This window comes from Chitinophaga sp. Ak27 (assembly GCF_012726295.1).
Lineage (GTDB): Bacteria > Bacteroidota > Bacteroidia > Chitinophagales > Chitinophagaceae > Chitinophaga.
Genome location: NZ_JABAOB010000003.1, coordinates 522,720 through 547,442, shown reverse-complemented (window position 1 = coordinate 547,442; position 24,723 = coordinate 522,720). Strand labels below are relative to the sequence as shown.

The following is a 24,723-nucleotide window of genomic DNA, read 5'->3' as shown; positions in this document are numbered from 1 at the left end:
TGCTATACCCGCTCCAGCTGGAGCATCACGTGCTGCTCTCCAAAAAAGTGATTGTAAAATAAAATGGAATGAACCGGCGCAGTCAATTGCTCCTGCATGGGAAACCAGGAAGCAGGCAGTTGCTGCGCTTTCAGTATCCAGGCTCCCAACCAGAGACCAAATGCACCTGCCGTATCATATTCGCCGCATAAATGCTTGAAAGGTAATTGGGGTACGCCCGGGAAACAAGCATCCATTACTTCGTAATAATGTTCGTGGTTACTGTCGCCATTACGGCCGCAAATAACCAGGTCTGCACTCTGACTAAAATTCCGCAAGGTGGTTGCCAGCTTTTCCTCACTGGGTTTATACAACATCCTGAACCCGGAAATAGCCGCATAACTCTGAGGAGTTGCAGCGTCCGTAAGCGTAAAGAAGGTGGCCCCCTCGCCTGCTATAGTACCCGGAGATAGTTGCTGGTATACATCCTGGCTGTTGACAGGTGCCGACTTCCAGCAACCAATCCGGCTCTTGATATAAAAATGTTCTTGGGTAATTTCTTCAAAAGCACCGGTCAGCGTATGGGATGCTCCTTCCTGTATCATCATGATACTGTCGAGCAAAGCATTTTCAAAGGAGAAACCGCGGTGTACAAATGTATTGTTATAGGCTGTGCATTTTTGCTGGAGAGCAATCAGGCCATTTACCGAATTGTAGGTAGATTGAATAAATGGCGTAGGATTTAAAGCTGTTTCCTTATACTCAACAATTTCTTTAATGAACTTTTCGGTATCCTGTAAACTACCTTTCCCGGTGCCGGTGATAATAGGACCTGGCGAAGAGATCCCGCTATCCTGTATACATTTCAATGCGGCGGTGAGCCCCATTTTCAGCGTGCGCGTCATGCGACGCAGGCTGTTGCCGGGAATAAACGGCTTGTAATCAGGTTCTATACAGGCAAGCAGGTTACTATCTGTATGCACCAGTGGCGCCTGAAAAATGTCTCCCTCAAAAGTTGGCTGAGGAGAAATGGCTGCCATTCCTTGTATATAACACTTACCCTTCATATTTACTGATCACCAGGGAAGCATTGTTGCCCCCAAAGCCGAATGAGTTTGAAATAACATTATTAACGGGATATCCCTCCAGTAGTTGTGTTACCGGTGTAACGCTCAATTCTTCCATTTTTTCCGAAAAATTGAGATTTGGGAATATTAACCCGTGTCGTATAGCTAATATGGAATATATGGCTTCTATAGCGCCTGCTGCTGCCAAAGTGTGCCCGGTAAAGGGCTTGGTGGAACTGAACAGGGGAACTTTGTCACCAAACAACCGTTCGAGTGCTTTTCCTTCCGATACATCGTTATTGAGCGTGGCAGTACCATGCACATTGATATATTCCACCTGTTCCAGGGAATGGCCACTCATGGCCAACGCGGTCTTCATGGCTTCATAAGCGCCATCTCCGTCCGGCGACGGTGAAGTGGGGTGGAAAGCTTCATTGGTATTACAGTACCCGCTCAGTTCCGCGAGAATGCGGCTATTGTTGGCTTTGGCAAACGACTCGCTTTCCAACACCAGGTAGGCAGCACCTTCTCCCAGGTTTAACCCCGTACGCTGCTGATCAAAGGGACGGCAAAACTGCTTATCTACATTTTTCAGGGAGTTGAAACCATTGAGTGTAAAGCGGGTCAGCGCTTCTGTGCCCCCGCATACCATGCGGGGCAACATGCCCTGCCTGATCATACGCGCGCCAAACATCAATGCATTGGCGGAAGATGAACAGGCAGTACTAATGGTGGCAATATGTTCGCTGAATCCAACAATATCGGCTATACGTTGTGTACAGTCGGCGCAGTCCAGCGTATCAATGTATTGTAAAAAGGTGCCTGTTTTTTCCGGATCTATGATATCGAAGTACACTTTTTCGGTATCACACATTCCACCCACCGTGCTGGCATTGATAAAGCCGGTAGGAGCAGATTGCACGTCCTCTATTCCGGCATCCCGCAAAGCTTCCTGCATGGCGATTAATCCCAGCAGGGTAGTACGGGTATAGCCCTCTTTCACCGGCACACCAGCCAGTGCAAACAGCGACTCACTGGGATGCTTTACTTCTGCCACGGGCAACACCTGCCGGTAAATGGTATCAATATATTCGGTATAGCCCAGGCCACTGCGCTGAGACCGCAGACTGTGCAGGTTTCCGGCCACATCATCACCAATGGCGGTGATCATTCCTACCCCTGTTATAAAAACTCTTTCCGCCATGCCGCCAATTTACCTATGCGGGTTGTTTGGATGTAATAAATTCTGCCATTGACTGAACAGACTGTAAGATCTTACGACCTTCACGGGGATCTTCCACCTTGATATGATATTGTCTTTCCAGTAATACCATCAGTTCAAGGGAATCAATACTATCGAGTCCTAAACCTTCGCCAAACAAGGGTGCATTGTCGTCAATGTCTTCTGGTTTGGTATCCTGCAGGTTCAGTGCCTCAATGATTTGTTCTTTCAGTTTCTTTTTTAATTCTTCCATAATGTTGTAGGTTTATCACCTGCTGTTCACACAGGCGAACGCCCTTGTGGGGGGTAAAAATACAGTTTTACTATTGTTTTGAAAACATTTATCAGTTCAATCTCCGTTTTTCCATCCACCCGGCTAAGGCCAGCATAGCCAGTCCTGTGAGTATTAATCTTACTACATTCTTCCACACATAATCAATATCTCCGTTACGCAGGTAAATATCGTTAATCGCATCCAGTCCCCAGCTCAGCGGGGATAAATGCCCCAGCAGCTGCATTTTTGCCGGCATCACTTCCAAAGGAATCCATATACCTCCAATGGCCGATAAAATGACAATGGAGATAGCCCCGAAATTAAGCGCCTGGTTAGGCGTTTTAAATATCGTGCCTACCAGGATGCCATAAGCCGTAGCTGCCAGCCCGATGCCTGCCGCCACCAGTAAGGTAGCCCCGTGATGCTGACCCATTTGCAGAGTAGGCAGGTCCAGCAGAGGCATTACGTAAATACCTACCAGCATCATCAGGTAAAATTGTAATACACAGATACCTACGAAAAAAAGCATTTTTCCAGCCAGTATCGCCAGGTAAGATCCTGGAATCAGCTTCATCCGCAGCAGGCTGCCATCTTCCCGTTCCCGGATCATATTCCCTGCAATGGGAATAACGATAAAAAACATCGCGAAAATGCTCCAGGCAGGCACATTGTGCTGTACCGAGTTGGAAATAACATCCAACTGTTTGCCTGTACCGGTGCTGTGTTCCTGTAATCCAACGGCCTGCAAACGGATAGGCAGTGTATCTGTAGCATTGGCCACCGAATCTTTGCTTTTCAGCTGCTGCTTGATACGGCCCAGCAGCATGTCAGTTTCTACCTGTGTCAGGAAATTATCCAATGCCTGGTGAATAGCCCCTTTGAAAGCTTTCTTTGCAGCCGGATCAAAATAAATGATCACATTCAATGAGTCGGCCTGCTGCTTTACTGGCAAAGATACCGACATGCCCATTCGCTTTGTAATATCGTTTACAATATGATTGGCATTACTCACAATAGCCGCGGTAGCCCCTTCCGGCACAATGATGCTGATCTTGTATTTGCCTTCATTAACCAGTTGCCGGGCCCGCTCTGCCGTGACCGGTTTGCCTTCCAGCGAATCAATAATATTGAATTGCCCGCCAGATTCCAATCCTTCCCTGATATACCGGCCCAAACGGCCATGGTCATTATCTACCGTTAATATGTCAAATTTGATATCCTGGTAATCTTTAAACGGCGCATCCTGTATCAGCGCCATCACCGTAATTAATACTACGGGCATTACAAACAGCAATATCAATCCTGTTTTATCGCGCAACAGCAGCTGCCATTCTTTCCTTATTGTTGCCAGTAATCTTAACATAGCTGTTACAGCGCTTTTTGTATTCGTTTAATTTAAATGCCAAAAGCTAGTCTCTCACCCCATGTCCCGTGAAATGCAGGAACACATCCTCCAGGTTATTACAGGTGTCATGCTCCCGGATCAGGGTAAGCGGATTACCATGTACAATCATTTTGCCCGCATCCATGATCACCACTTCTTCACATAAAGACTGGGCTTCTTCCAGCAGGTGGGAGGTATAAAGTATGCTGGCTCCCTGCCGGTTGTAGTCACGCAGAAACTGTAATATCATACCGCGGGATTGCACGTCTACCCCTGCGGTGGGCTCATCCAGCACCAGCAATTGGGGATCGTGCAAAATAGCGGCAATAATGTTTGCCCGCCGCTTCATGCCACCGGAATATTTATGAATTTCTTTATGTGCACTCGCTTCTAATCCAAACAGCTCCAGGTAATGCATAATTTTCTGCTGTAATGACTTGCCTTTGAAACCATAGAGGTTACCAAAGTAGGTGAGGTTTTCCACAGCAGATAATTGTGGATATAGTGCAATCTGCTGGGGCACTATCCCGATAAGCCGCTTAATAGCTTCCCGGTGTGCAGCATCCTGTTTTAAACCGTGAATGAACACTTCTCCCGTATCACTCTTCACAATACCACATAAGATAGAAATAGTGGTGGTTTTTCCTGCGCCATTTGGTCCTAATAAACCGGCAATTTTTCCCTTTTCAAACTGAAACGTCAACCCTTTCAGGGTAGGCGCTGCGCTTCCTTTGTAGGTTTTATATAGTTCGTTGACAGTTATGCCGGACATGCTTATTCGTATTTAAAACTTCACCTGTGCCAGCTTCCGGAAGAAAGCCTCCTCGGAGGCAGCACAAGTCATCAACATCTCACTTAATTCTTTATAAGATACATCGCTGGCTGACCGGCTTTTACATACCCGTCCTGCTGCAAATGCAAAATTACGCCACAAATCACCGGTTTGGGTAAGCTCTCCCGCCAGTTTGCTCAACTGGTCATTTTTCAATACTACTGACGCCTCCTGTAAAAAAGCGGCATACAGGAAGCGGAAACCTGCACCACCGGTGCCTATTTCTTCCTGCATACGGATAATATTTCCCAGGTACAACGTGGCTTTACGGTCGCCCGGATTGGTGGCATAATTGGCTACTCTTTTAGCCAGGAAACGTATTCCTTTTACGCCAAACATAGGCAGCGGCACTTTCAGCATAAAGTGGCAGGCCTGTGCAATGCCCTCCTGGATTGGTTTTTCCAGTGATACTTTCGACGGTACATACACCGGATAATACATCTTTCCTTTAGGGGCGGGAAATCCTTTCGCAAAGCGCGCCTGCGCCAGGCTTTCCGGATCTATGGTAGTCACTGTATCCATCACCGGGTCGCTCACCAGGTATTGATCCTCCTGCTTACCATATACCACCAGGTTATGCGCATTAAAGTGAAAACGATAGGAAGGCGGGAAATAGGGCAGATAATATACGCTGGACTGCAATCCAACCGGGATACCTGCTGCCACTACTTTGTCGAGCGCCAGCATCCCCTTCTCCGGCGTGGAAAATTTTTCTGATTCCATTTTCACGCCCAGGCGTTTACATACCCGCTGGAAAATAGCGCCCGGCCAGATACGATAGGTAGTACCGGGCACACCATTGACCTTTACGAAGGGCAGGTGTCCAAAAAATATACCGGCGCCAATACCAAATGCCATTGGTTCGCTGATTTGCAAACCCTGGTGTCCCAGCAGGTTTGATATTACTCCACTCTCACAATGAGCTGTCTGTTTGTGTTGGAAAATAGAATTACTCATATTATTGTTGGTCGTAAAGACACAAAGCAGCAAAACGCACAAAGAAAATATAAACAATCGGTTCTTTGCGCGTTTTGCTGCTTTGCGCCCCTGCGTGATATTTATTTTATCTGTAACAGCTCCGTTACACTCACTTTAAAGGCATCAGCATACCGTTGCACCATTTTAGGCGAGAGCTTTTTAAAGACGCCGGGCTTCATATGCCTTTTTACCTGCCACTGGAATTTTCCAACATAACTGGCCAATAGCGCCAGGTCCATCAGGTTCTTTTCCATGTAGTAAGCTACCGGGCTGATTTCCCCTGCTTCCACACGGGCACGGGCAGTCTTTATTCTTTCATTCACTTCTTCCCAGGCCTGGTCCATTGCAATGTTTTCCGGCTCCCAGCCTGCACTTTGCACCTGCACATAATTACCGGAATTATCCACCGCATACATAATCTGTTTGAATGTACCTTCATGCAGGTTGTCGCTGTCTTGCGGTACTTCCTCTTTTTTCATGATAGCAGTTTTTAGAAGTGATCCTTATACTACGGTAATATGCGCGTAAGCATAAGAGAAACGCGCGCTCTCCGGTACCATCAACACTACTTTCTGTCCTTTCTTCAGGCGGCCGGTATTCATCAGCTCTTCCAGCATCAGGTAAGGCGATGCCGTACCTACATTACCTACATTAGCCAGGTTGGTAAACCATTTGTCCAATGGAATAGGTACGCCCAGCCGGGTAATTTCCTCATCGATCTTTAATCTGAAGAACTCAGAAGATAAATGCGGCAGGAAGAAATCTATTTCATCCAGGTTAATCTGGTGCCGTTCTACCAATTCTTTCCACATCTTTGCTCCCGAAGGAACTATATTCTTGCCCAGTAAACGGGTATCCTGTTTAAAAGAGAAAACGCTATGTTGAGCCCACTCTTCCGGCGTCATATCTATCCAGCCGGTAGTGTTACCATCTGGTTGCTTGATAGCCCCTGCATACATACAGGTTTCCAGCTCGTTGGCGTAAGACAGTATTTCTACCCAGTCCACCCGCAGCGACAATCCTTCGTCATTAGGTTTATCCTGGAACAGTGCGGCACTGGCGCCATCGGACAGCATCCAGCGGAGGAAGTCTTTTTCAAAAGCGATGATGGGATTTTCGTCGAGGCTTTTCAGGTTTTCTGCTTCAGGCTGAAATTTCTGTGCCAGCATCCAGGCAGAAAATTTTTCTGAACCGGTACTTACCGCGTTGGAAGTATTACCACAACGAACAGACATCCAGGCATATTTGAAAGCCTGCATACCAGCTGCACACGCACCTGTAGCCGCAATCAGTTCTAAGGGCTGGCATCTTAAAATACCATGTACCATAGCAGCATGATTGGGGAGCAGTTGGTCAGGAGAGGTGGTACCACAAGCCAGCAACTCTAATTTGTTGATGGGGAATTTCTCATCGAACAACTGTTCTACTGCTGTTGCCGTCATTTCGGCATTGGAATGCGTTGATTGGCCATCCTTGTCTAAAGAGTAGTAACGCGTCTTGATTTTATTGTTACCCAAAATCTTTAAACGTGCACGAGAAGGTTTTCCGTCTACCATGCCGAGAATGCTCTCCATTTCATCATTTTCAACAGGCTTGTTAGGTAAAAATTTCGACAGCCTGGTAATATAAACTTCCTTCATTTGAAAATTATTCGTCTTTAAAGGCTACATATAATAACCTGATCAACACTGCTTGCCTTGCCAGACAGCGCTCAGAGATAAATGTTTTTTATTTAAAATGCGTTATATACCGGACGTAAATATAGAACTCTAATCGGAATTACAATTATCACGCCGCAGCGTAAAGCTAGCTAATAAAGCAGGTTACCGCAAAGAAATACCTTTATAGTAATCCACTTCCCTGCGTAGTTGATTCTTCTTCAAATTGAGTTTTATAAGAGAAGTAATCAGGCTAATGGGTGTTAATACAAAGATACCGGCTAACAATAATCCCCGGTACATACTTACCCTGCCCTGGCGGGAAGCCGCTCCTGGACCGCCTTTGGCGCTGATGAATTTTGCCCAGAAACGGAAAGCCCTGATTCCTTTGGCTTCCAGCACCACCAGGTTAGGTTTCAGCTCTACGGCGTCGAGCGCCAGCAACTGTGGATGTAAATTACTCCATTGCTGCTGCAGTAAAGCTTTTTCCAGGGGTGCGGCAAAACGGTTGGAGGTTATAATTTCGTTTTCCTGTATACCTGCCTGTGGTAAAAAGCGGGTGGCTTCCTTCTTTCCCTTGAATGCCCAACGGAGGATGGTGATTACAGAGATGAGATTAGGAGATTTATCTACCAGTACAATATTACCGACCAGCTGGGCGCCGGCCTGCTGCAAATACCCTTTTACTTTCTCCTGCGCATTGAGCCACATATTCCGGCTGCCCAGCAAGGTAACGACCTTCTTCCCTTTTAATAATTGCCTGCCAGCATCACTTTGCAGAAAAGCAGCCGTAGGTTGGGAAGGCGACAAAAACCAGGGCTGATAGGCCATGATCACCAGGTCGAAATGTGCATTCACATCTACTTTCAGCGGTTGTATGGCGCGCGGTGTCAGCTGCACCGTTTCCGGCATAGTATCATAAAATTGCTGCTTTCCCCATGGAAAAGGAAACGGCGTTACGGGTACCAGCTGCTCAAATGTAATATCGGCTTTGCCTTCCAACGGAGCCAGCACATGATCAATAACCCTTTTCAATTGCCCTGTCTGGGTATAATATACCACCAGGATCCTCGGTCTTTCGTTCATAAAAGGAATAGGAGTTCAACAATTCAAAACGTAATTCCAACAACTTAATTGGCGAAAACTACAAATCAAACCGTAAACATACAAAAAAACGGTCATCATTCATGTGATTTAATGATAATTTGATGCGAATCGTTGATGGGATGGGGTATTTTTAATTGAGGTAACTGCTTGTGCCCCAGCCAGGTACAGCATCAGCCGGCATAAAATTGCGAATGCTGTACCTGGACTCAAGGACTTGTTATGTTTGTAAAACTTCCACTATAAACAGCGAAAGGGTACGAATTATGATATGCGAAGTGTTAAAAATTTGCAAATGTTGATTTTATTTCTTCTGTACAGTACCTGAACCGGTAACGGAAGAATTAACGGAAGGGGTGCCTCCGTAGTTTACATTTCCAGAACCTGTAATCTTTGCATCCAGCTTCACGCTGGCATACACATCTGCATCGCCGCTACCCGCAATTTTTACGCTGGCGTTTTCCGCCAGGAGCTTATCTCCCTCAAAATTACCGCTGCCGGCAATCACCAGGTCCATATCCCGGGTTTCGCCCTTCAGCTGGATATTACCCGAACCGGCAATAGATGCTTTTACAGCCGGCGCATTAATTTCACCACTGAGATTACCAGAACCGGTGAGGCTGAACTTCACGTTGGACTTGGTGTTAAACCTATCCGTTAATTTCAGGTCGCCCGCCCCGGCCAAACTAGCCTCGTCTACCTCCGGGGTGGTTAAATAAATATTGATGTCTTTATGTGTACTGACAGAAATACCTCTTTTAAAACGTACTACCAATTTGTCACCCTCCCGGGCAAATTCTATCAGCGGTATAATATTATCCTCCGCCTCAATAACGGCTGGCTTAGCCTCGCCCTGGGACAAGAATACATTCATGCTGCCTTCTACCTTGAGTTGATGGAAAGCTGCCGACTGTCTTTCTTCTTTAGTAACATGCCCGTTACCTTTTACCCGGTTCTGGCCGATTACATCGCAGGAATTTAACAGTAAAACAGTAGAAAGAGCCACAGTGGCCTGACATAGGAGAGATTTTGTTGATATCATGGGTCAAGAATTATAGTAGAAAGATACGCCAGATTTCTGAATTTCGAATTTCAAAATCTGAAATTGACCGAAGGGCTTTATCTTTGCACCACCATGACAGAAAAGATACTTATCCTCGATTTCGGTTCCCAGTATACACAGCTGATTGCACGCAGCATCCGTGAACTGAATGTTTATTGCGAAATTAAGCCTTGCCTTCAGCCCATCGCCTGGGATGAAACGATCAAAGGTGTTATATTATCAGGCAGTCCTTTCTCCGTAAATGATGAAAAAGCGCCCAACATCGACATTGCAGCCATTGCAGCAAAAGTACCTGTACTGGGCATCTGCTACGGCGCCCAGATGATGGCCAAAAATTTCGGCGGAGACGTAGCTAAAAGCAACATCCGCGAATATGGCCGAGCTTTTATGGAACACCAGGACAGGGAAGAGAAATTATTATATGATATCTCCCCCAAGAGCCAGGTATGGATGAGCCACTCCGATACCATTAAACGTATTCCGGAAAATTTCGATATCATCGCCACTACAGAAAATATCCCGGTAGCTGCCTTCAAAAGCACCACTGCTGCAGCTAATCCCATATTCGGTTTACAATTCCACCCGGAAGTAACCCACTCCCTGGAAGGCAAACAAATTTTGCGCAACTTCCTGGTACATATCTGTAATTGTCAACAGGACTGGACACCGGCTGCTTTTGTGCACGAAACGGTAGAAAAGATCAAAGCACAGGTAGGCGAAAAAAGAGTAGTAATGGCGCTCAGCGGTGGTGTAGATTCTACCGTAGCGGCTGAACTGATCCACAAAGCCATTGGCAAAAACCTCTTCTGCATCTTTGTTGACAACGGCCTTCTGAGAAAAGATGAGTTTGAAACCGTACTTGAATCCTATAAACATATGGGATTAAATGTAAAGGGAGTGGATGCGAAAGCCCTGTTTTATGGTCAGCTTAATGGTGTTTCCGACCCCGAGCAAAAACGCAAAATCATTGGTCGCCTCTTCATAGAAGTCTTCCAGCAGGAAGCTACCCAGCTGACAGACATTTCCTTCCTCGGCCAGGGTACAATCTATCCTGATGTGATTGAATCCGTTTCTGTGAATGGTCCTTCTGTGACGATCAAATCGCACCACAACGTAGGTGGCTTACCGGAAAAAATGAACATGCAACTGGTAGAGCCCCTGCGCTTCCTCTTCAAAGATGAGGTACGCCGCGTAGGCCGCGAAATCGGTATCAGCGAAATATTCCTGGGCCGTCATCCTTTCCCTGGTCCTGGCCTGGCCATCCGTATCCTGGGCGCTATTACCCCCGAAAAGGTACATATGCTGCAGGAAGCAGATGCCGTATATATAGAGGGACTGAGAGAAGCCGGCCTGTACGACAAAGTATGGCAGGCAGGTACCATCCTCTTGCCGGTACAAAGTGTAGGTGTAATGGGAGATGAACGCACCTACGAATTTACAGTAGCATTACGCGCAGTAACCTCCGTAGATGGTATGACCGCCGACTGGGCGCATCTGCCATACGAATTCCTCGCTAAAATGTCTAACGACATCATTAACAAGGTAAAAGGTATTAACCGCGTAGTATACGACATCAGCTCCAAGCCACCGGCTACCATAGAGTGGGAGTAATTAATTTAAGGCTGAAAGCTTAAAGCAGAAAGCAAAAAGCTATTGAAGCGGAGATTTGTGCAAATATTAATGTTACACTGGTCATTCGCTTCAATAGCTTTTTGCTTTCTGCTTTAAGCTTTTAGCTTTTTAGAACTACTAGGAATGATTTTTGTAAATTAGCGGCCATTATGAACCATTTAGTTTCCATAAAAAACCTGTTATCCGGCTTCGTACTCCTGGCGTTGATCAGCTCCTGTTCTTCCTCCAGGAAAAGTACTTCCCGGGTAGACGGGCCACCGCCATCATTGAGTAAACCTTCCCCGGCCAAAAAGCCGGAAGAGAAAAAAGAAACCGCCAAAGCAGCGCCCTTCAACGTACCAGCATTTGCGAAGGAAGTAAAAAAAGGTACTTACAACATCGCCTTCTTTGCACCGCTGTACCTGGATTCCGCTTTCGCCAACTCTGCAGATATTCCTGGCCGCACAATTCCAAGATATGTATTACCCGGGCTCGAATTTTACGAAGGCGCCCAACTGGCCCTCGATTCATTACAACAGCAAGGGTATAACCTGAAAGTAAACGTATATGACAGCAAAGCCAGGCAAAGTGTGTCTTCCCTTATCCGGAGTAAAGCACTGGATGCAACAGACCTCATCATAGGTGCTGTCAATAATCCCGAACTGAAGGAGCTGGCCGATTTTGCCAAAGAAAAAGAAATCACACTAGTGTCCGGTACTTTCCCCAATGATGCCGGCATTACTGATAATCCATTTTTATACATCTCCAACAGCACACTCAAAACACACTGCGAGGCCCTTCAGAACTATGTACAGGCTGCTTTCGCCAATAAAAACATCGTGCTGTTCCGCAGGAATACCGCTTTCGAAGCCCGCCTCGCAGCTGACTTCAAAGCATCCTACGAAAAAATGCAGAGCGCTAAAAAAGTAAGGATCAAAGAAGTAGTTTGGAACGACGGCACCTCTACAGATGAAATTTCCAAGTACCTGCTCACCGACCGCACCAACGTAGTGTTGGTAACCGCCCTGGATGAAGCTGGCGCGAAAAGCCTGCTGCGTAAACTGAGCGTTTCTGCGGCTACCTACCCTCTGCAGATATTTGGTATGCCCACCTGGGATGTATTTAAACTGAAAGAACCTGAATTCAAAGGACTGCAGATCTATTACTCTTCGCCATACTTCAACGATAAAACAGATGCTTACAGCAAGTATATAAACGACTATTTCCGCAGAACCTACAAAGCCCGTCCTTCAGACATGGCCTACAAAGGCTTTGACCTGACCTATTACTTTGTGAGGCTGCTGCACAGTAACGGCGTTTATTTCAATGGTATGGTAGAAACAGCCCCTAAGGTAATTACCAGCTATAACTTTCAGCCGGTTTACCTGAAAGAAGGCGAGCAAACCCCTTCCTATTTTGAAAACAAAAATATCTTTATCATCCAGAAAGGAGATAGCACGGATATCAAAATGAATAAACAGTAGACGCAATACCTGCGTACTTTATATAAAGCAAAGCGCTCCCACGCCAAGGCGTGGGGGCGCTTTGCTTTATACTAACCCATTCTCCGGTAAAACCATAACAGCTGCCCAATAGCCAGTAAGCCGATGGCCACCAGGATACTCAAACCGGCACCATAAGCACTCCATCCTTTCAACGTAGCCAATTCCATTGCCAACCCTACCAACGACAATCCCAAGCCACCGCCCAGCGCATTGGCCGTACCATTAATACCTGATGCCAGCCCCTGCTGCCGCTCCGGTACACTTTGCACTGCCAGGATAGTAACACAAGGGAAAGTGATGGCCATCCCGAACGAATTGATACAGGCTACCGCCCCTAAGATGAATAGAAAAGGATAAGCGGTGAAATAACTGGCCACAAAAAACAGGATTCCTCCCAACATACATGCATAGCCTAAAATCCCTGTTTTCGCTACTCCCAGCCGGGTAAATAACCGCGGTAATACAAACTTTGAAACGATGCCGGATAAAATGCTGAAAGGAAAGAGCAACAACCCTGCCTGCGACGGGCTGAAGTGAAGATCGTGCTGCAGGTATAGCGTCAGCATAAATATGTAGCTCAGGAACATGCTGCCCAGCAACGCCGCACCGGCATTACCGGTCATGACTCCCCGCAGCCGGAATAAACGGAAATCGACCAATGGCGACTCATGAGCAAGTTCCCTGCGCACGAAAATTATGGCGGCGCCAATAAACAACAACAGCCATATGCCATATTTCGTATAGTGCTGTCCGATGTTTACCAGGTCATGTATCAACCAGGCCGCCAGCATCATCAGTATAGTAATCAGCAAGGCACTGACAGCGTTGTTCTCGGCTTTTACCACGGGCTTTTTATCGGCAGGAATATATATTACCGCCAGGAGAATGGCTACGCTAATCACTGGTACATTGATGAAAAATACCCATTGCCATCCCAGGTAGTTGCTGATGAGTCCCCCGATAGCGAGGCCAGTAGCAAACCCAATTCCCGCCATTGCACCAAAAATTCCCAGTGCCCGGTTCCGGGCACTGGCCTCGGTAAAAGTGTTGGTAATAATCGCCATAGCCGCAGGAATGGCTAATGCTACGCCAGCCCCCTGCAAGGCACGGCATACCAGGAGCCAGGCAAAGCTCAAAGAAAATCCTGCCGCCAATGACGCCAATACAAAAATGAGTGCACCCACAATAAAAATACGCTTCCTGCCACGGGTATCGGCCAGGCGCCCGCCCAGCAGCACCAACCCCGCATAGCACAACACATATACCGTTTGCACCCACTGAATAGCATCCGCCCCAAAATGAAAGAACTCCTCCATCTGGGGAATTGCCATGTTTAATACAGATACATCCAGTGCTTCGAAAAAAATAGCCATACAGGCCACCGTTAAAATAATACGTTGCTTCATTGGGTGCAAACTTAATAAATCATCTCATATGTAATTTTTTTGCAAAAATTTTAGAACAAATGACTATAATTAACAAGTAAAATAGAATTTTGTCTTAAAATAGAAAACAAGATGGTCAACAAAAAAGAAAATACTACCGACACCCCACTTTCCCTCGACGAGAAAGATATGGGCATCCTGAAGCTGTTACAGAAAGATGCCAAGATGACCATCCGCGATATCGCGGCCCAGCTTAACCTGAGCACCACACCCGTATATGAACGTATCCGCAAAATGGAACAGGCCGGAGTTATTAAGCAATACGCCGCTATTGTAGATCCCCGGAAAATAAATAAAAGCCTCACGGTGTTATGTTATATTACACTCAAAGAGCATAATAAAAAATGTGGCAAGAAGTTTATCCAGGAAATACTGAATTTCACAGAAGTAACCGAATGTCTTAATATCTCTGGTGAATTTGACTTCATGATAAAAGTACAGGTAAAGGACATGGACGAATACCGTGAATTTTATGTAAATAAATTAGGAGAGCTGGATAACCTGAGTCATACGCAAAGTATATTTGTGATTTCAGTGATCAAAGCTACCCACCAGGTAGTTTTTTAGCCGCATGTGCTAAACTTCCGGTACCTACCCATACTGTTATACACTAACCCTGGCGCACCAAGATAACTAAGGCTCCACGGGGTTCATCAGGTCGAAGCCAACGTGAAAATCAAGATAACCTGCGGCCGATTCGCCAGGGTCAAATACTACTACCATAGCGCAAATTGGCTTCCGGCTGCGTGAATTAGCCGTTTCAAAAGCAATACCCTGTTGGGTATCTTCATACACAGCAATACGTTTTGCCTTATTGGCCGTTTCGTATAGCCGTACCAGTTTAACACCCGGATAAGCTTTTTTGATAGCCGATAACGTGCTGCCGGCCCCCACGCCTTTTGCAGTTTTGAACTTGGGTGAATTAACCCGTATCTGCTTTACATACTGCGTATCCTGTGTACGCATAGCGGTGAATACCGCCAGCATATGCGTTGAATCAATGCTGTTATCTTTCTTCCGGCTATACCAGATACGCCAGGCTTTCATCATAGCAGCATCGCCTCCATCCGGCTTACCTAATACTGCCAGGCTCTGTGCAGGCGCTTCCAGCTTTATTTGCCCGATGCGTTGTCCGGGAACAATCGTCCAGGCGCTTTGCTGTGCACTGGTTTCCAGTGTAAACAACAGGGTGGATAAGAATAAGATAAGATATCGCATAACAAGAGTATTTGATAAAGTAAGACAAAAACACTGCCATCCTTACATGAAAATTTTGATAGTTAAAGTGATGTAAAAAAAATAAAGTAAGGATTTTCTTAACATTTACAACTCTAATTTTATCCCTGTAAGGCCTTACTGTAGTAACTTTTAATTAAATCACTCAACTATCACCTGAGAACTTACAGACATGAAGAAAATTCTATTGCTCCTGCTTCCGTTCGTAGCAGCAGCCCTGACAACCCGTGCCCAAACCATTCACTATGGCATTAAAGGGGGACTTGGACTTTCGTCTAAAACCTCCAAACTGAACCCGGTATTTCCGTCTTTTTACGGAGGTGGCTTTGCCAACTTCAAATTGAATGACCATTGGTCACTGCAACCCGAAGTAATATATTCTTATAATGGTCAAAACCAAAAATTTATAGTGCTTCATCCGGGAGAACCACTTCAGACCCTGACATTCAAAACCAGGGAACAATATCTCAGCATACCCGTAATGGTACAATATCATATTACGCCCAAGCTCTACGTGGAGGCCGGTCCGGAAGTAAGCATGTTGTTGGATGCCAAACAGGGTTCCGCCGGCAACTGGCAGCACTATACCAGCTATTACAACCGGTTTACCCTGGCTGGATCTGTCGGCGTTGGTTATAAACTGCCCTTCGGCCTCGGTGTTTCCGCCAGGTATATGCATGGCATTACGAAATCAATCGGCGCCGAATACAACTCAAATCTAAGAGTTGGTATCGACTATACCTTCGGGAAAAAATAAGCCGGCCGCATCCATTTAACCTTTTACTGTCACCCGGTGGTATAGTCACGTTGACTATACCACTGCCTTTAAAAACCCGGGAATGCTTACATTTGAAACATGTTACTCAAATTCCCGAAAGACCAGGACGGACAACAAATACTCAAAGCAGGCAACACCCATTTTGCTATGCTGAAACAACGCAGCATGGCCAATAAACGCACCATCTTCCTCAAAGAAAATGTGATCATTTTTGTACTCTCCGGGTATAAACTGCTACATTTTGATCAGCAAACCATAAAAGTAGAAGCCGGCTCGCTGCTGCTAATGAAACGCGGCTTTTATGTGATGTCCGACTTTGTGGAAGAAGGGTTGCAATTCAAAAGCCTGTTGCTTTACTTTTCTGATGAACTGCTACGCCGGTTCCTTCACAAATTCAACTATATCACTCCCCAGAAAACTACTGCAACAGATCATTTGGTAGTACCGGTTAATCCATTAATAGAAGCATTCCGGGAACAATACGTCCACTATTTCCACCAGGAACCCGCTACCTTACCGGCACTTTTACCGGTAAAATTATATGAGCTGTTCCTGCTGTTGTTAGCTACTCCGCAACACGCTGCCATACTCGCTTTCCTGCAACAAATTGTACATGCCCAGCCCCAGGACCTGGCCTTTATTGTACGGCAACATTTATTTCAACCCCTGACACTGGAAGAGATGGCCAGACTGTCCGGCCGCAGCCTCGCTTCCTTTAAACGGGATTTCCAGCAACAATTTCATACTTCCCCCCGCAAGTGGATCAATGAACAACGACTCTCTTATGCCCACACCTTATTACAAACTACCCCATTACAAGTGGCGGAAATAGCCTTGTCATGCGGATTTGAAAGCACTTCGCATTTTATCCGGATTTTTAAACAAACCTACGGTGTCACCCCTAATCATACGAGAGCCAAAAAAGCAATGATCTGAGCTTTTTCCGTTACTGGCCTGTATGACTTCCAGGTAGCTTTGCAGTTATAAAAAGATAACATGCAGACGATACAAGAAAAAAACAAAGCCATAGTAAGACGCTTCAATGAAGAATTTATTATTAAAGGTAACCTCGATGCCTTCGAAGAAATAGTAGCGCCCGGATTCATTAATCACACCGGCGTACCAGGCTATAACGATCGCATAGGTACCCGCAATTTTATTACCCAGCTCCTGCATCCTGCGCTCCCAGATATCCAGCTGGAGATTTTTGATATGATTGCAGAAGATGATAAAGTAGTTACCCACAAAGCATTTACCGGTACACTGCAGGCATCGTTCATGGGACAAGCTCCTACTGGTCGTAAGGCTACCCTGCGTATCATTGATATTATCCAGTTGAAGAACGAACAATATATTGCCCACTGGTCGATACGAGAACTAATCACCACCTGATTGTTTGCCAAATTATGCTTACATTAAACGTATGAACCGTAAGCATTTTTTATCCTCCCTTATTACCTCCGGCGCGGCCTTATCGTCGTTGAAAACGCTTGCCGGAATTGATTTGCCAGCTAGTTCAGATGTTGAAAAGCCACTCGCGCCTCCTTATCTGAAACCTGGCGACATTATCGGCATTACCTGTCCGGCAGGCTATATTCAAAGAGAAGAGATACAACCCGCCATCCGTATTATGGAAAGCTGGGGATTTAATATTCGTATAGGCAAAGCCGTAGGGGCACGCGATTTCAGTTTTGGTGGCACTGATGCAGAGCGGCTGGCAGACCTTCAGGCTATGCTGGACGACGACAGCATCAAGGCCATTATGTGCGGGCGTGGCGGATATGGCACCGCACGTATTATCGACCAGCTCAACTTTTCCCGGTTTCGGCGCAAGCCAAAATGGATTATCGGCTTCAGTGATGCTACGGTATTACATTGTCATATTAACCGGCACTTCGGGATTGCCTCCCTGCACGCAAAAATGTGCAATAGCTTCCCCGATGAATTCAGCAAAGCCGAACCGGTGGTGCAAGACACCATCATGTCTATTTACCAGGCGTTGACCGGCAAAAGAATGCAGTACAGCGCGCCTCCCGATGCCCAAAACAGGAAAGGGAAAGCCAGGGGCGTAATTATTGGCGGCAACCTGTCGATCATCCAGAGTATGTGTGGCACCGATTCTGAAATAGATACCAATGGTAAAATATTGTTTCTCGAAGAAGTAGGAGAATACCTGTATAGCCTGGATCGTATGCTGGGCACCCTGCAGCGATCACATAAGCTAGACCACCTCGCGGGCCTTGTCATTGGCGGATTTAATAAGATTAAACCAGATGACCCCGGCGAAGAATTCGGAAGAACCGTTTATGATATGGTCTTCGAAAAAATAAAGCATACCAGTTTCCCGGTTTGCTTCAATTTTCCCGTAGGGCACCAGAAGAATAACTATGCACTCAAATGTGGCATGATGCATACGCTCAACGTTACTGATAGCGGAACCACATTGGCGGAATAATTATTTTACGAGAAAAGTAATGATAAACAGCACCGCCAATATGTACATCACCGGGCTGATTCTTTTATACTGCCCGGTTAATACCTTCAGTAGCACATAAGACAGCATACCAAATACAATCCCCTCTGCGATGCTATAACTGTAAGGCATCATTACAATAGCGAGGAAAGCAGGAATAGCTTCCGTTACATCGTTAAAATCTATTTTGGTAACGGCCCCCATCATGAGCATACCTACTATAATCAAAGCAGGCGCCGTAGCAGCTTGTGGTATCATGGCAAACACCGGGGCAAAAAACAAGGATAACAAAAACATGATGGCTACGGTAAACGAGGTTAATCCCGTTTTGCCGCCGGCAGCAATACCGCTGGCACTTTCTACATAAGCTGTTACTACGCTGGTACCCAGCAGCCCGGCAGCGGTGGTACCAATGGCATCTGCCATCAGCGCCTGCTTGGCGCGGGGCAAACGTCCCTGTTCATCCAGCAATCCCGCCTTATTGCAAAGTCCTATCAGGGTACCTACGGTGTCAAACAAATTTACCATCAACAAGGTAAACAGGATCATCACCATATTCAGCGAAAATATTTTATCGAATTGCAGCTTAAACGCTACAGGCGCTAATGATGGCGGTAAGCTCACCAAGTGCCCGTTTTCGGGAAGATGGGTAATGCCCAGGGGTATACCGATTACAGTCGCCGCCAGGATGCCTATCAACAGGGCCGCATTCACTCCCTTATACATTAGTACAGCGCTGATAATCAGTCCTATCAACGCAATGAGCGGTCCTACACTGGTGATATTTCCCATTTTCAGGATCACACCGCCCAGTTTACCATCTCCCACATGATGCATGCCTGTTTCAATAATACCGGCATTGGCCATGCCTATCAATGCAATCAATAACCCAATACCCACTGATATGGCATATTTCAGGTTACCCGGGATGCTGTTGATAATAGCCTCCCGTATCCGGAACATGGATAACACAATAAAAATAAGTCCTTCCAGGAAAACAGCTGTCAGTGCAAACTGCCAGCTATAACCCATGGCCGATACAATCGTATAGGCAAAGAAAGCATTGAGACCCATGCCGGGCGCCACGCCAATGGGCAGCCTCGCGTACAAGGCCATCACGAGGGTGCCAATAGCAGCAGCCAGGGCGGTAGCCGTGATCAACGCCTGGAAATCCATTCCTGTTTGCGAAAGGATACTGGGATTTACCGCCAGTATATACGCCATCGTAGAAAAGGTAGTTAACCCTGCCAGTACTTCTTTCTTAACCGTTGTATTATTTTCGGAGAGCCGGAAAAATTTTGCGAGCATGCTGCAAAAATAGCGTTTCGCGATTTACCATTTTATCCTAATTTCATTGTTATGCAACAACGTTCGGGAGGTTGGAAAGTGATCCATCAATGGCTGGAGGGAAATGAATTTAAACCCTTTAAATTTCAGGAAGATGCCTGGAAGGCTTACCTGCAGGGGAAGTCGGGTATCGTAAATGCCCCCACCGGCTTTGGTAAAACCTTTTCCCTGTTCCTCGGTGTACTGATTGCCTGGATAGACGCCCATCCGAAAGATTATACCCGCAAAACCAAAAACGGTTTACAGTTGCTGTGGATAACCCCGCTGCGAGCCCTGGCCAAAGATATTGCCCGGGCGATGGAAGCCGTGCTCCAGGAACTAAACATTCCCTGGCAGGTGGGTATACGCAGCGGAGATACCTCCCTGGCCGCCCGCGCTGCACAGAAAAAGCAGATGCCGGAAATACTCCTCATTACCCCTGAAAGCCTGCACCTGTTGCTCGCCCAGAAGGAATATCCCAACTTGTTTAAACACCTGCATACCGTAGTGGTGGACGAATGGCACGAGCTCATTGGCAGCAAACGCGGCGTAATGGTGGAACTGGGACTCAGCCGCCTGAAAGGCTTGCGTAAGAAACAGCTGAAGATATGGGGCATATCAGCCACCATCGGCAACCTGGATGAAGCGCTGGAAGTACTGCTGGGCCCATATCACAATGATGGCTTGATTATCCGCGCCAAACTGAAAAAAAATATTGCGCTGAAAAGTGTGATCCCCCATGAAATCGAAAACTATCCCTGGGCCGGACACCTGGGCATTAAGATGCTGCCACAGGCGCTACCAGTGATTCATGACAGCCAAACTACCCTCATATTTACCAATACCCGCTCCCAGTCGGAAATCTGGTACCAGGCGCTGTTAAAAGAAGATCCCATGCTGGCCGGCGCCCTGGCATTGCATCATGGCTCTATCGATATGGAGCTCCGCATCTGGGTGGAAGAGGCACTGCACAACGGCATCCTGAAAGCGGTGGTATGTACCGCCAGCCTGGACCTGGGCGTGGACTTTCGCCCGGTAGACAGCGTCATCCAGGTGGGAAGTCCAAAAGGCGTAGCGCGCTTCCTACAAAGGGCCGGCCGTAGCGGACACCAGCCGGGCGCGGTGAGTAAGATTTTCTTCCTGCCCACCCATGCCCTGGAACTGGTAGAAGCAGCAGCGCTAAAAGCAGCCATGGAAGAAGAGCTGATAGAAAGCCGCATGCCGGTATTGCTCGCTTATGATGTATTGTTGCAATACCTAATGACACTGGCCGTTTCCGATGGCTTTCACGGCGCGGAAATATGGGAGGAAGTAAGACAGACTTTCTGCTACCAGCATATTACGGAAGATGAATGGCTGTGGCTACTCTCCTTCCTCACTACCGGCGGCGAAGCCCTGGGTAGTTATGATGAGTTCCGCAAAGTAGAACGTGAGGGCGACTTCTTTATCTGCCGCAGCCGCATGATGGCCATGCGCCATCGTTTACATATCGGCACCATCGTCAGTGATGCCATGCTCAAGGTAAAGTTTATGACAGGTGGCTATATCGGCGTCATTGAAGAAAGCTTCATCTCCCGCCTGCAACCCGGCGACTCATTTACCCTGGCCGGCCGCAACCTGGAATTCACGCTCATCAAAGATATGACCGTACTGGTACGCAAGTCAAATTCCAAAAGATCTATCGTACCCAGCTACCAGGGCGGACGTATTCCATTGTCATCCAACCTGGGACGCATGCTCCGGCAGAAATTCAATGAGGCTCTCTCGGGCAAATCCCGCGATGCCGAACTGATAGCGCTGCAGCCCTTGTTCCAGTTGCAGGAAACATTATCACATATTCCGAAAGACAACGAACTGCTGATTGAAAAAATAAACACCAAAGATGGTTACCATCTCTTCGTATATCCTTTCGAAGGGCGGCTGGTACACGAAGTAATGGCGGCGTTGCTGGCCTATCGCCTCAGTCTCATTCAGCCTATTACTTTTTCTATTGCAATGAATGACTATGGGTTTGAATTATTGTCAGATCAACCGATTCCGCTCACCCAGGAAAATGCCAAGCAATTATTTACCACCGATAACCTGCTGATAGAACTGCAAACCAGCGTCAATGCTACTGAAATGGCACGGCGCAAGTTCAGGGATATCGCCGTGATAGCCGGGCTTATCTTCCAGGGATACCCCGGGAAACATAAAGCCAACCGGCACCTGCAATCATCGGCCTCTTTGCTGTTTAATGTGTTTAAAGATTATGATCCGCAAAACCTGCTGCTAAAACAGGCTTTCAATGAAGCTTTCTTTTACCAGATGGAAGAAGCCCGCCTGCGCGAAACGCTGGAGCGCATTGCAGTGAGTAAAATTGTGATCACTGCCCCACAGCGACTTACTCCTTTCTGCTTTCCTATTAAGGTAGACAGTCTGCGGGATACGATGACCAGCGAAAAGCTGGAAGATCGCATCAAAAAATTGATCACCACAAACGATTAAGAAATTAATAATTTGCAGCTCATAAAAAATGGATTCAGTGGTCGGGGAAATTTTTCATTTTCAACAACAGCATTGGCATTTACTGCCCCAACGGGCTATTTTTTGGGAGGAAGAAAAAACGCTGATTGTGTCAGATATGCATCTGGGCAAGGCAACGCATTTCCGGAAAGCCGGTATTGCCGTACCTGCGGGGATAGAACAGGAAGATCTTTTCCGCCTGCAACAGCTGATTACCCGTTACCTGCCGCAACGCATCATCATCGTGGGAGATATGTTTCATAGTACCGAAAACAACGACGTACAATATTTCCGCGTATGGCGGCAGCAGTTTGCCAACATCTCCATCAACCTGGTAAAAGGGAATCATGATATTATGCCGGATGAAGTTTATGAACAGCTGCAGATCCAGGTAAATAACACGCTGACTATTTCAGGCATTCATTTCATTCATGAGCCTTGTGAAGATCATAACGGTTTTCAATATACCTTTTCAGGACATTTTCATCCTGCTTTTGTGATGCAGGGCACTGGCAAACAACGCTTGCGTTTACCCTGCTTTTATTTTGGCCCCCATTGCGGCATTTTACCCGCTTTTGGACACTTTACCGGCTCCGCGACACTTGACCCTGCCGCCAATGATCCGGTGTTCGTAATCGCCGGAAAATCGATTATCCGGGCACAATGAACCATGCTCATGAAAATTGCCACTCACGATAGCTATACGCATCCCTTACCAGCCGACCATCGCTTTCCGATGCTCAAATACGAGCTCATACCTGCACAGCTACTCCGGGAGGGCGTTATTACCCATGAACAACTATTTGAGCCGCAGCCTGCTACCGAAGAGGTGATCCTGCTTACCCACACCGCCGACTACTGGCAGCAGCTGGAAGACCAGACCCTAACACCTAAAGAGCAGCGGAAAATAGGTTTTCCACAATCCCCTGCCCTTACTCACCGCGAAATCGTTATTGCGCAAGGTACAATCGATATTGCCCTTCACGCCCTGGATCATGGCATCGGGTTCAACGTAGCCGGGGGCACTCATCACGCGTTTGCTGACCATGGGGAAGGATTCTGTTTATTGAACGATTTTGCCATCGCTGCCAACTATCTGTTGCACTGGAAAAAGATCAAACAGGCGCTGGTACTGGATCTCGACGTACACCAGGGCAATGGCACCGCAGCTATCTTTACCAATACCCCGCAGGTATATACGTTTAGCATGCACGGGGCGCATAACTATCCTTTTCATAAGGAAACGTCCGACTGGGATATCCCCCTGGCCGATGGTATGGACACGGCTACTTACCTGCAACTACTGGAATCGGCATTACCCCTGCTCATCGACCAGGTAAAACCCGATATTGTTTTCTACCTATCGGGCGTAGATATACTGAATACTGATAAGTTCGGGAAACTGAAAGTAACGCCGCAGGGATGCCGCGAGCGGGATGAAATGGTATTCCATGCGCTGAAAAAGCATGATATCCCCTGCGCCGTGGCCATGGGCGGCGGCTATTCCAGGCATATAAAGGACATTGTAAATGCTCACTGTAATACCTTCAAGGCAGGTATCAGCATTTACGGGTATTAATCACCGGAAATAATTTTGCCGTCTTTCATTACCAGCTGCCGATCGCTCAACGGCGCCAGTTCTTCATTGTGAGTAACGATAATAAAGGTTTGCTGTAGCTTATCCCGGAGCTCCAGGAATAGGTTATGCAGTTCCCGGGCGTTGCGGGAGTCGAGGTTACCGGTAGGTTCATCGGCCATCACCACGTCCGGGTTATTGATCAGGGCGCGGGCTACGGCTACTCTTTGCTGCTCTCCGCCAGAAAGAGCATTGGGCTTATGATCGAGCCGGTCTTTCAATCCCAGGGTTTCCAGGAGAAACTCCGCCCTTTTCCTGACATCCTGTTTACGGGTACCGGCAATATAAGCAGGAATACATACATTCTCGAGGGCGGTAAACTCGGGTAACAGGTGATGGAACTGAAAGATAAAGCCAATATGACGGTTCCTGAAATCAGCCAGGGCGTTTCCCTTCAAACCGGTCAGATTGACATTATTCAGCCATACTTCACCACCAGAAGGTGTATCCAGGGTTCCCAGTATATGCAGAAGGGTACTTTTACCTGCTCCGGAAGACCCTACTATGGTGACAATCTCTCCTTTACTGACAGTAATATCTACCCCTTTTAATATGGGTAAATTGGAATAATTTTTGGTAACATTGCGAGCGGTTAGCATAACCCAAAGAAAAGTAATTAACCGATAAAATAGTAAAAGTTGTTTATT

General features: G+C 46.9%; 24 protein-coding genes. 10 read left to right on the top strand and 14 right to left on the bottom strand.

Annotated features, from left to right (window positions below; all coding sequences use genetic code 11):
• Positions 1–2: 2 nt before the first annotated feature.
• From HGH90_RS13715 to HGH90_RS13670, 10 genes are all read right to left on the bottom strand, one after another.
• The gene (locus tag HGH90_RS13715) at positions 3–1,019 is read right to left on the bottom strand and encodes a beta-ketoacyl synthase chain length factor (protein ID WP_169191324.1); all 1,017 of its coding nucleotides are present in this window, start codon (positions 1,017–1,019) and stop codon (positions 3–5) included.
• A gap of 16 nt (positions 1,020–1,035) precedes the next feature.
• Positions 1,036–2,250 (bottom strand): beta-ketoacyl-[acyl-carrier-protein] synthase family protein, encoded by a 1,215-nt coding sequence (locus HGH90_RS13710; protein WP_168761968.1) that lies wholly within the window; start codon positions 2,248–2,250, stop codon positions 1,036–1,038.
• A 13-nt stretch (positions 2,251–2,263) separates the two neighbouring features.
• Entirely contained in the window at positions 2,264–2,521 is a 258-nt protein-coding gene (locus tag HGH90_RS13705; RefSeq protein ID WP_145664939.1) for a phosphopantetheine-binding protein, read from the bottom strand.
• A gap of 91 nt (positions 2,522–2,612) precedes the next feature.
• Positions 2,613–3,905 carry an ABC transporter permease gene (locus HGH90_RS13700; RefSeq protein WP_168761966.1) on the bottom strand — a complete coding sequence of 431 codons (1,293 nt, stop codon included), beginning with the start codon at positions 3,903–3,905 and terminating at the stop codon, positions 2,613–2,615.
• Positions 3,906–3,951: 46 nt separating this feature from the next.
• Positions 3,952–4,698, bottom strand: coding sequence for an ABC transporter ATP-binding protein (locus HGH90_RS13695; protein ID WP_211092839.1), 747 nt, complete (start codon positions 4,696–4,698; stop codon positions 3,952–3,954).
• A 12-nt stretch (positions 4,699–4,710) separates the two neighbouring features.
• Positions 4,711–5,715 carry a BtrH N-terminal domain-containing protein gene (locus HGH90_RS13690; RefSeq protein WP_168761965.1) on the bottom strand — a complete coding sequence of 335 codons (1,005 nt, stop codon included), beginning with the start codon at positions 5,713–5,715 and terminating at the stop codon, positions 4,711–4,713.
• A gap of 101 nt (positions 5,716–5,816) precedes the next feature.
• Complete coding sequence (locus HGH90_RS13685) at positions 5,817–6,215, bottom strand: hypothetical protein (protein WP_168761964.1); 399 nt, start codon at positions 6,213–6,215, stop codon at positions 5,817–5,819.
• Between the two features lie 24 nt (positions 6,216–6,239).
• Positions 6,240–7,376, bottom strand: coding sequence for a beta-ketoacyl-ACP synthase III (locus HGH90_RS13680; RefSeq protein ID WP_168761963.1), 1,137 nt, complete (start codon positions 7,374–7,376; stop codon positions 6,240–6,242).
• A gap of 183 nt (positions 7,377–7,559) precedes the next feature.
• Positions 7,560–8,480 (bottom strand): dialkylrecorsinol condensing enzyme, encoded by a 921-nt coding sequence (locus tag HGH90_RS13675; protein ID WP_169191323.1) that lies wholly within the window; start codon positions 8,478–8,480, stop codon positions 7,560–7,562.
• Positions 8,481–8,802: 322 nt separating this feature from the next.
• Positions 8,803–9,540, bottom strand: a complete 738-nt coding sequence (locus HGH90_RS13670) for a head GIN domain-containing protein (protein ID WP_169191322.1) — start codon at positions 9,538–9,540, stop codon at positions 8,803–8,805.
• A 93-nt stretch (positions 9,541–9,633) separates the two neighbouring features.
• Between HGH90_RS13670 and guaA the strand changes: the two genes are divergently transcribed.
• Both guaA and HGH90_RS13660 read left to right on the top strand, forming a co-directional pair.
• On the top strand, positions 9,634–11,172 hold the full coding sequence (gene guaA / locus HGH90_RS13665) for a glutamine-hydrolyzing GMP synthase (RefSeq protein WP_169191321.1): 1,539 nt from the start codon (positions 9,634–9,636) through the stop codon (positions 11,170–11,172).
• 170 nt (positions 11,173–11,342) lie between these two features.
• Positions 11,343–12,656 (top strand): ABC transporter substrate-binding protein, encoded by a 1,314-nt coding sequence (locus tag HGH90_RS13660; protein WP_168761960.1) that lies wholly within the window; start codon positions 11,343–11,345, stop codon positions 12,654–12,656.
• A 71-nt stretch (positions 12,657–12,727) separates the two neighbouring features.
• Here HGH90_RS13660 and HGH90_RS13655 read toward each other — a convergent pair whose 3' ends face one another.
• Positions 12,728–14,083, bottom strand: coding sequence for an MFS transporter (locus HGH90_RS13655; RefSeq protein WP_168761959.1), 1,356 nt, complete (start codon positions 14,081–14,083; stop codon positions 12,728–12,730).
• A gap of 111 nt (positions 14,084–14,194) precedes the next feature.
• On the opposite strand from HGH90_RS13655, the gene HGH90_RS13650 reads away from it, so the two are divergent.
• Entirely contained in the window at positions 14,195–14,689 is a 495-nt protein-coding gene (locus tag HGH90_RS13650) for an Lrp/AsnC family transcriptional regulator (protein WP_169191320.1), read from the top strand.
• Positions 14,690–14,755: 66 nt separating this feature from the next.
• On the opposite strand, the gene HGH90_RS13645 is transcribed toward HGH90_RS13650, so the two are convergent.
• Positions 14,756–15,340 carry a hypothetical protein gene (locus HGH90_RS13645; protein ID WP_169191319.1) on the bottom strand — a complete coding sequence of 195 codons (585 nt, stop codon included), beginning with the start codon at positions 15,338–15,340 and terminating at the stop codon, positions 14,756–14,758.
• A 190-nt stretch (positions 15,341–15,530) separates the two neighbouring features.
• On the opposite strand from HGH90_RS13645, the gene HGH90_RS13640 reads away from it, so the two are divergent.
• The 4 genes from HGH90_RS13640 to HGH90_RS13625 all read left to right on the top strand — a co-directional run bounded on the left by HGH90_RS13640 (position 15,531) and on the right by HGH90_RS13625 (position 18,591).
• Positions 15,531–16,115: a porin family protein gene (locus HGH90_RS13640; protein WP_168761955.1), complete on the top strand. Its 585-nt coding sequence runs from the start codon at positions 15,531–15,533 to the stop codon at positions 16,113–16,115.
• 99 nt (positions 16,116–16,214) lie between these two features.
• Positions 16,215–17,072, top strand: a complete 858-nt coding sequence (locus tag HGH90_RS13635) for a helix-turn-helix domain-containing protein (RefSeq protein ID WP_168761954.1) — start codon at positions 16,215–16,217, stop codon at positions 17,070–17,072.
• Positions 17,073–17,132: 60 nt separating this feature from the next.
• Positions 17,133–17,528, top strand: a complete 396-nt coding sequence (locus HGH90_RS13630) for an ester cyclase (RefSeq protein WP_168761953.1) — start codon at positions 17,133–17,135, stop codon at positions 17,526–17,528.
• A gap of 31 nt (positions 17,529–17,559) precedes the next feature.
• Positions 17,560–18,591, top strand: a complete 1,032-nt coding sequence (locus HGH90_RS13625; protein WP_168761952.1) for an LD-carboxypeptidase — start codon at positions 17,560–17,562, stop codon at positions 18,589–18,591.
• Here HGH90_RS13625 and HGH90_RS13620 read toward each other — a convergent pair whose 3' ends face one another.
• Entirely contained in the window at positions 18,592–19,917 is a 1,326-nt protein-coding gene (locus HGH90_RS13620) for an NCS2 family permease (RefSeq protein ID WP_169191318.1), read from the bottom strand.
• 51 nt (positions 19,918–19,968) lie between these two features.
• Between HGH90_RS13620 and HGH90_RS13615 the strand changes: the two genes are divergently transcribed.
• Genes HGH90_RS13615 through HGH90_RS13605 form a run of 3 tightly spaced genes read left to right on the top strand, consistent with a single transcriptional unit; the run spans position 19,969 to position 24,019 of the window.
• Entirely contained in the window at positions 19,969–22,422 is a 2,454-nt protein-coding gene (locus tag HGH90_RS13615; RefSeq protein ID WP_168761950.1) for a ligase-associated DNA damage response DEXH box helicase, read from the top strand.
• 28 nt (positions 22,423–22,450) lie between these two features.
• A complete protein-coding gene (gene pdeM, locus HGH90_RS13610) occupies positions 22,451–23,107 on the top strand; it encodes a ligase-associated DNA damage response endonuclease PdeM (RefSeq protein ID WP_168761949.1) in 657 nt (218 codons plus the stop codon).
• 9 nt (positions 23,108–23,116) lie between these two features.
• On the top strand, positions 23,117–24,019 hold the full coding sequence (locus HGH90_RS13605; protein WP_247679780.1) for a histone deacetylase: 903 nt from the start codon (positions 23,117–23,119) through the stop codon (positions 24,017–24,019).
• Here HGH90_RS13605 and HGH90_RS13600 read toward each other — a convergent pair.
• Positions 24,016–24,675 (bottom strand): ABC transporter ATP-binding protein, encoded by a 660-nt coding sequence (locus tag HGH90_RS13600; protein ID WP_168761948.1) that lies wholly within the window; start codon positions 24,673–24,675, stop codon positions 24,016–24,018. The two genes, HGH90_RS13605 and HGH90_RS13600, sit on opposite strands and share 4 nt — an antisense overlap.
• Between the last annotated feature and the right edge of the window lie 48 nt (positions 24,676–24,723).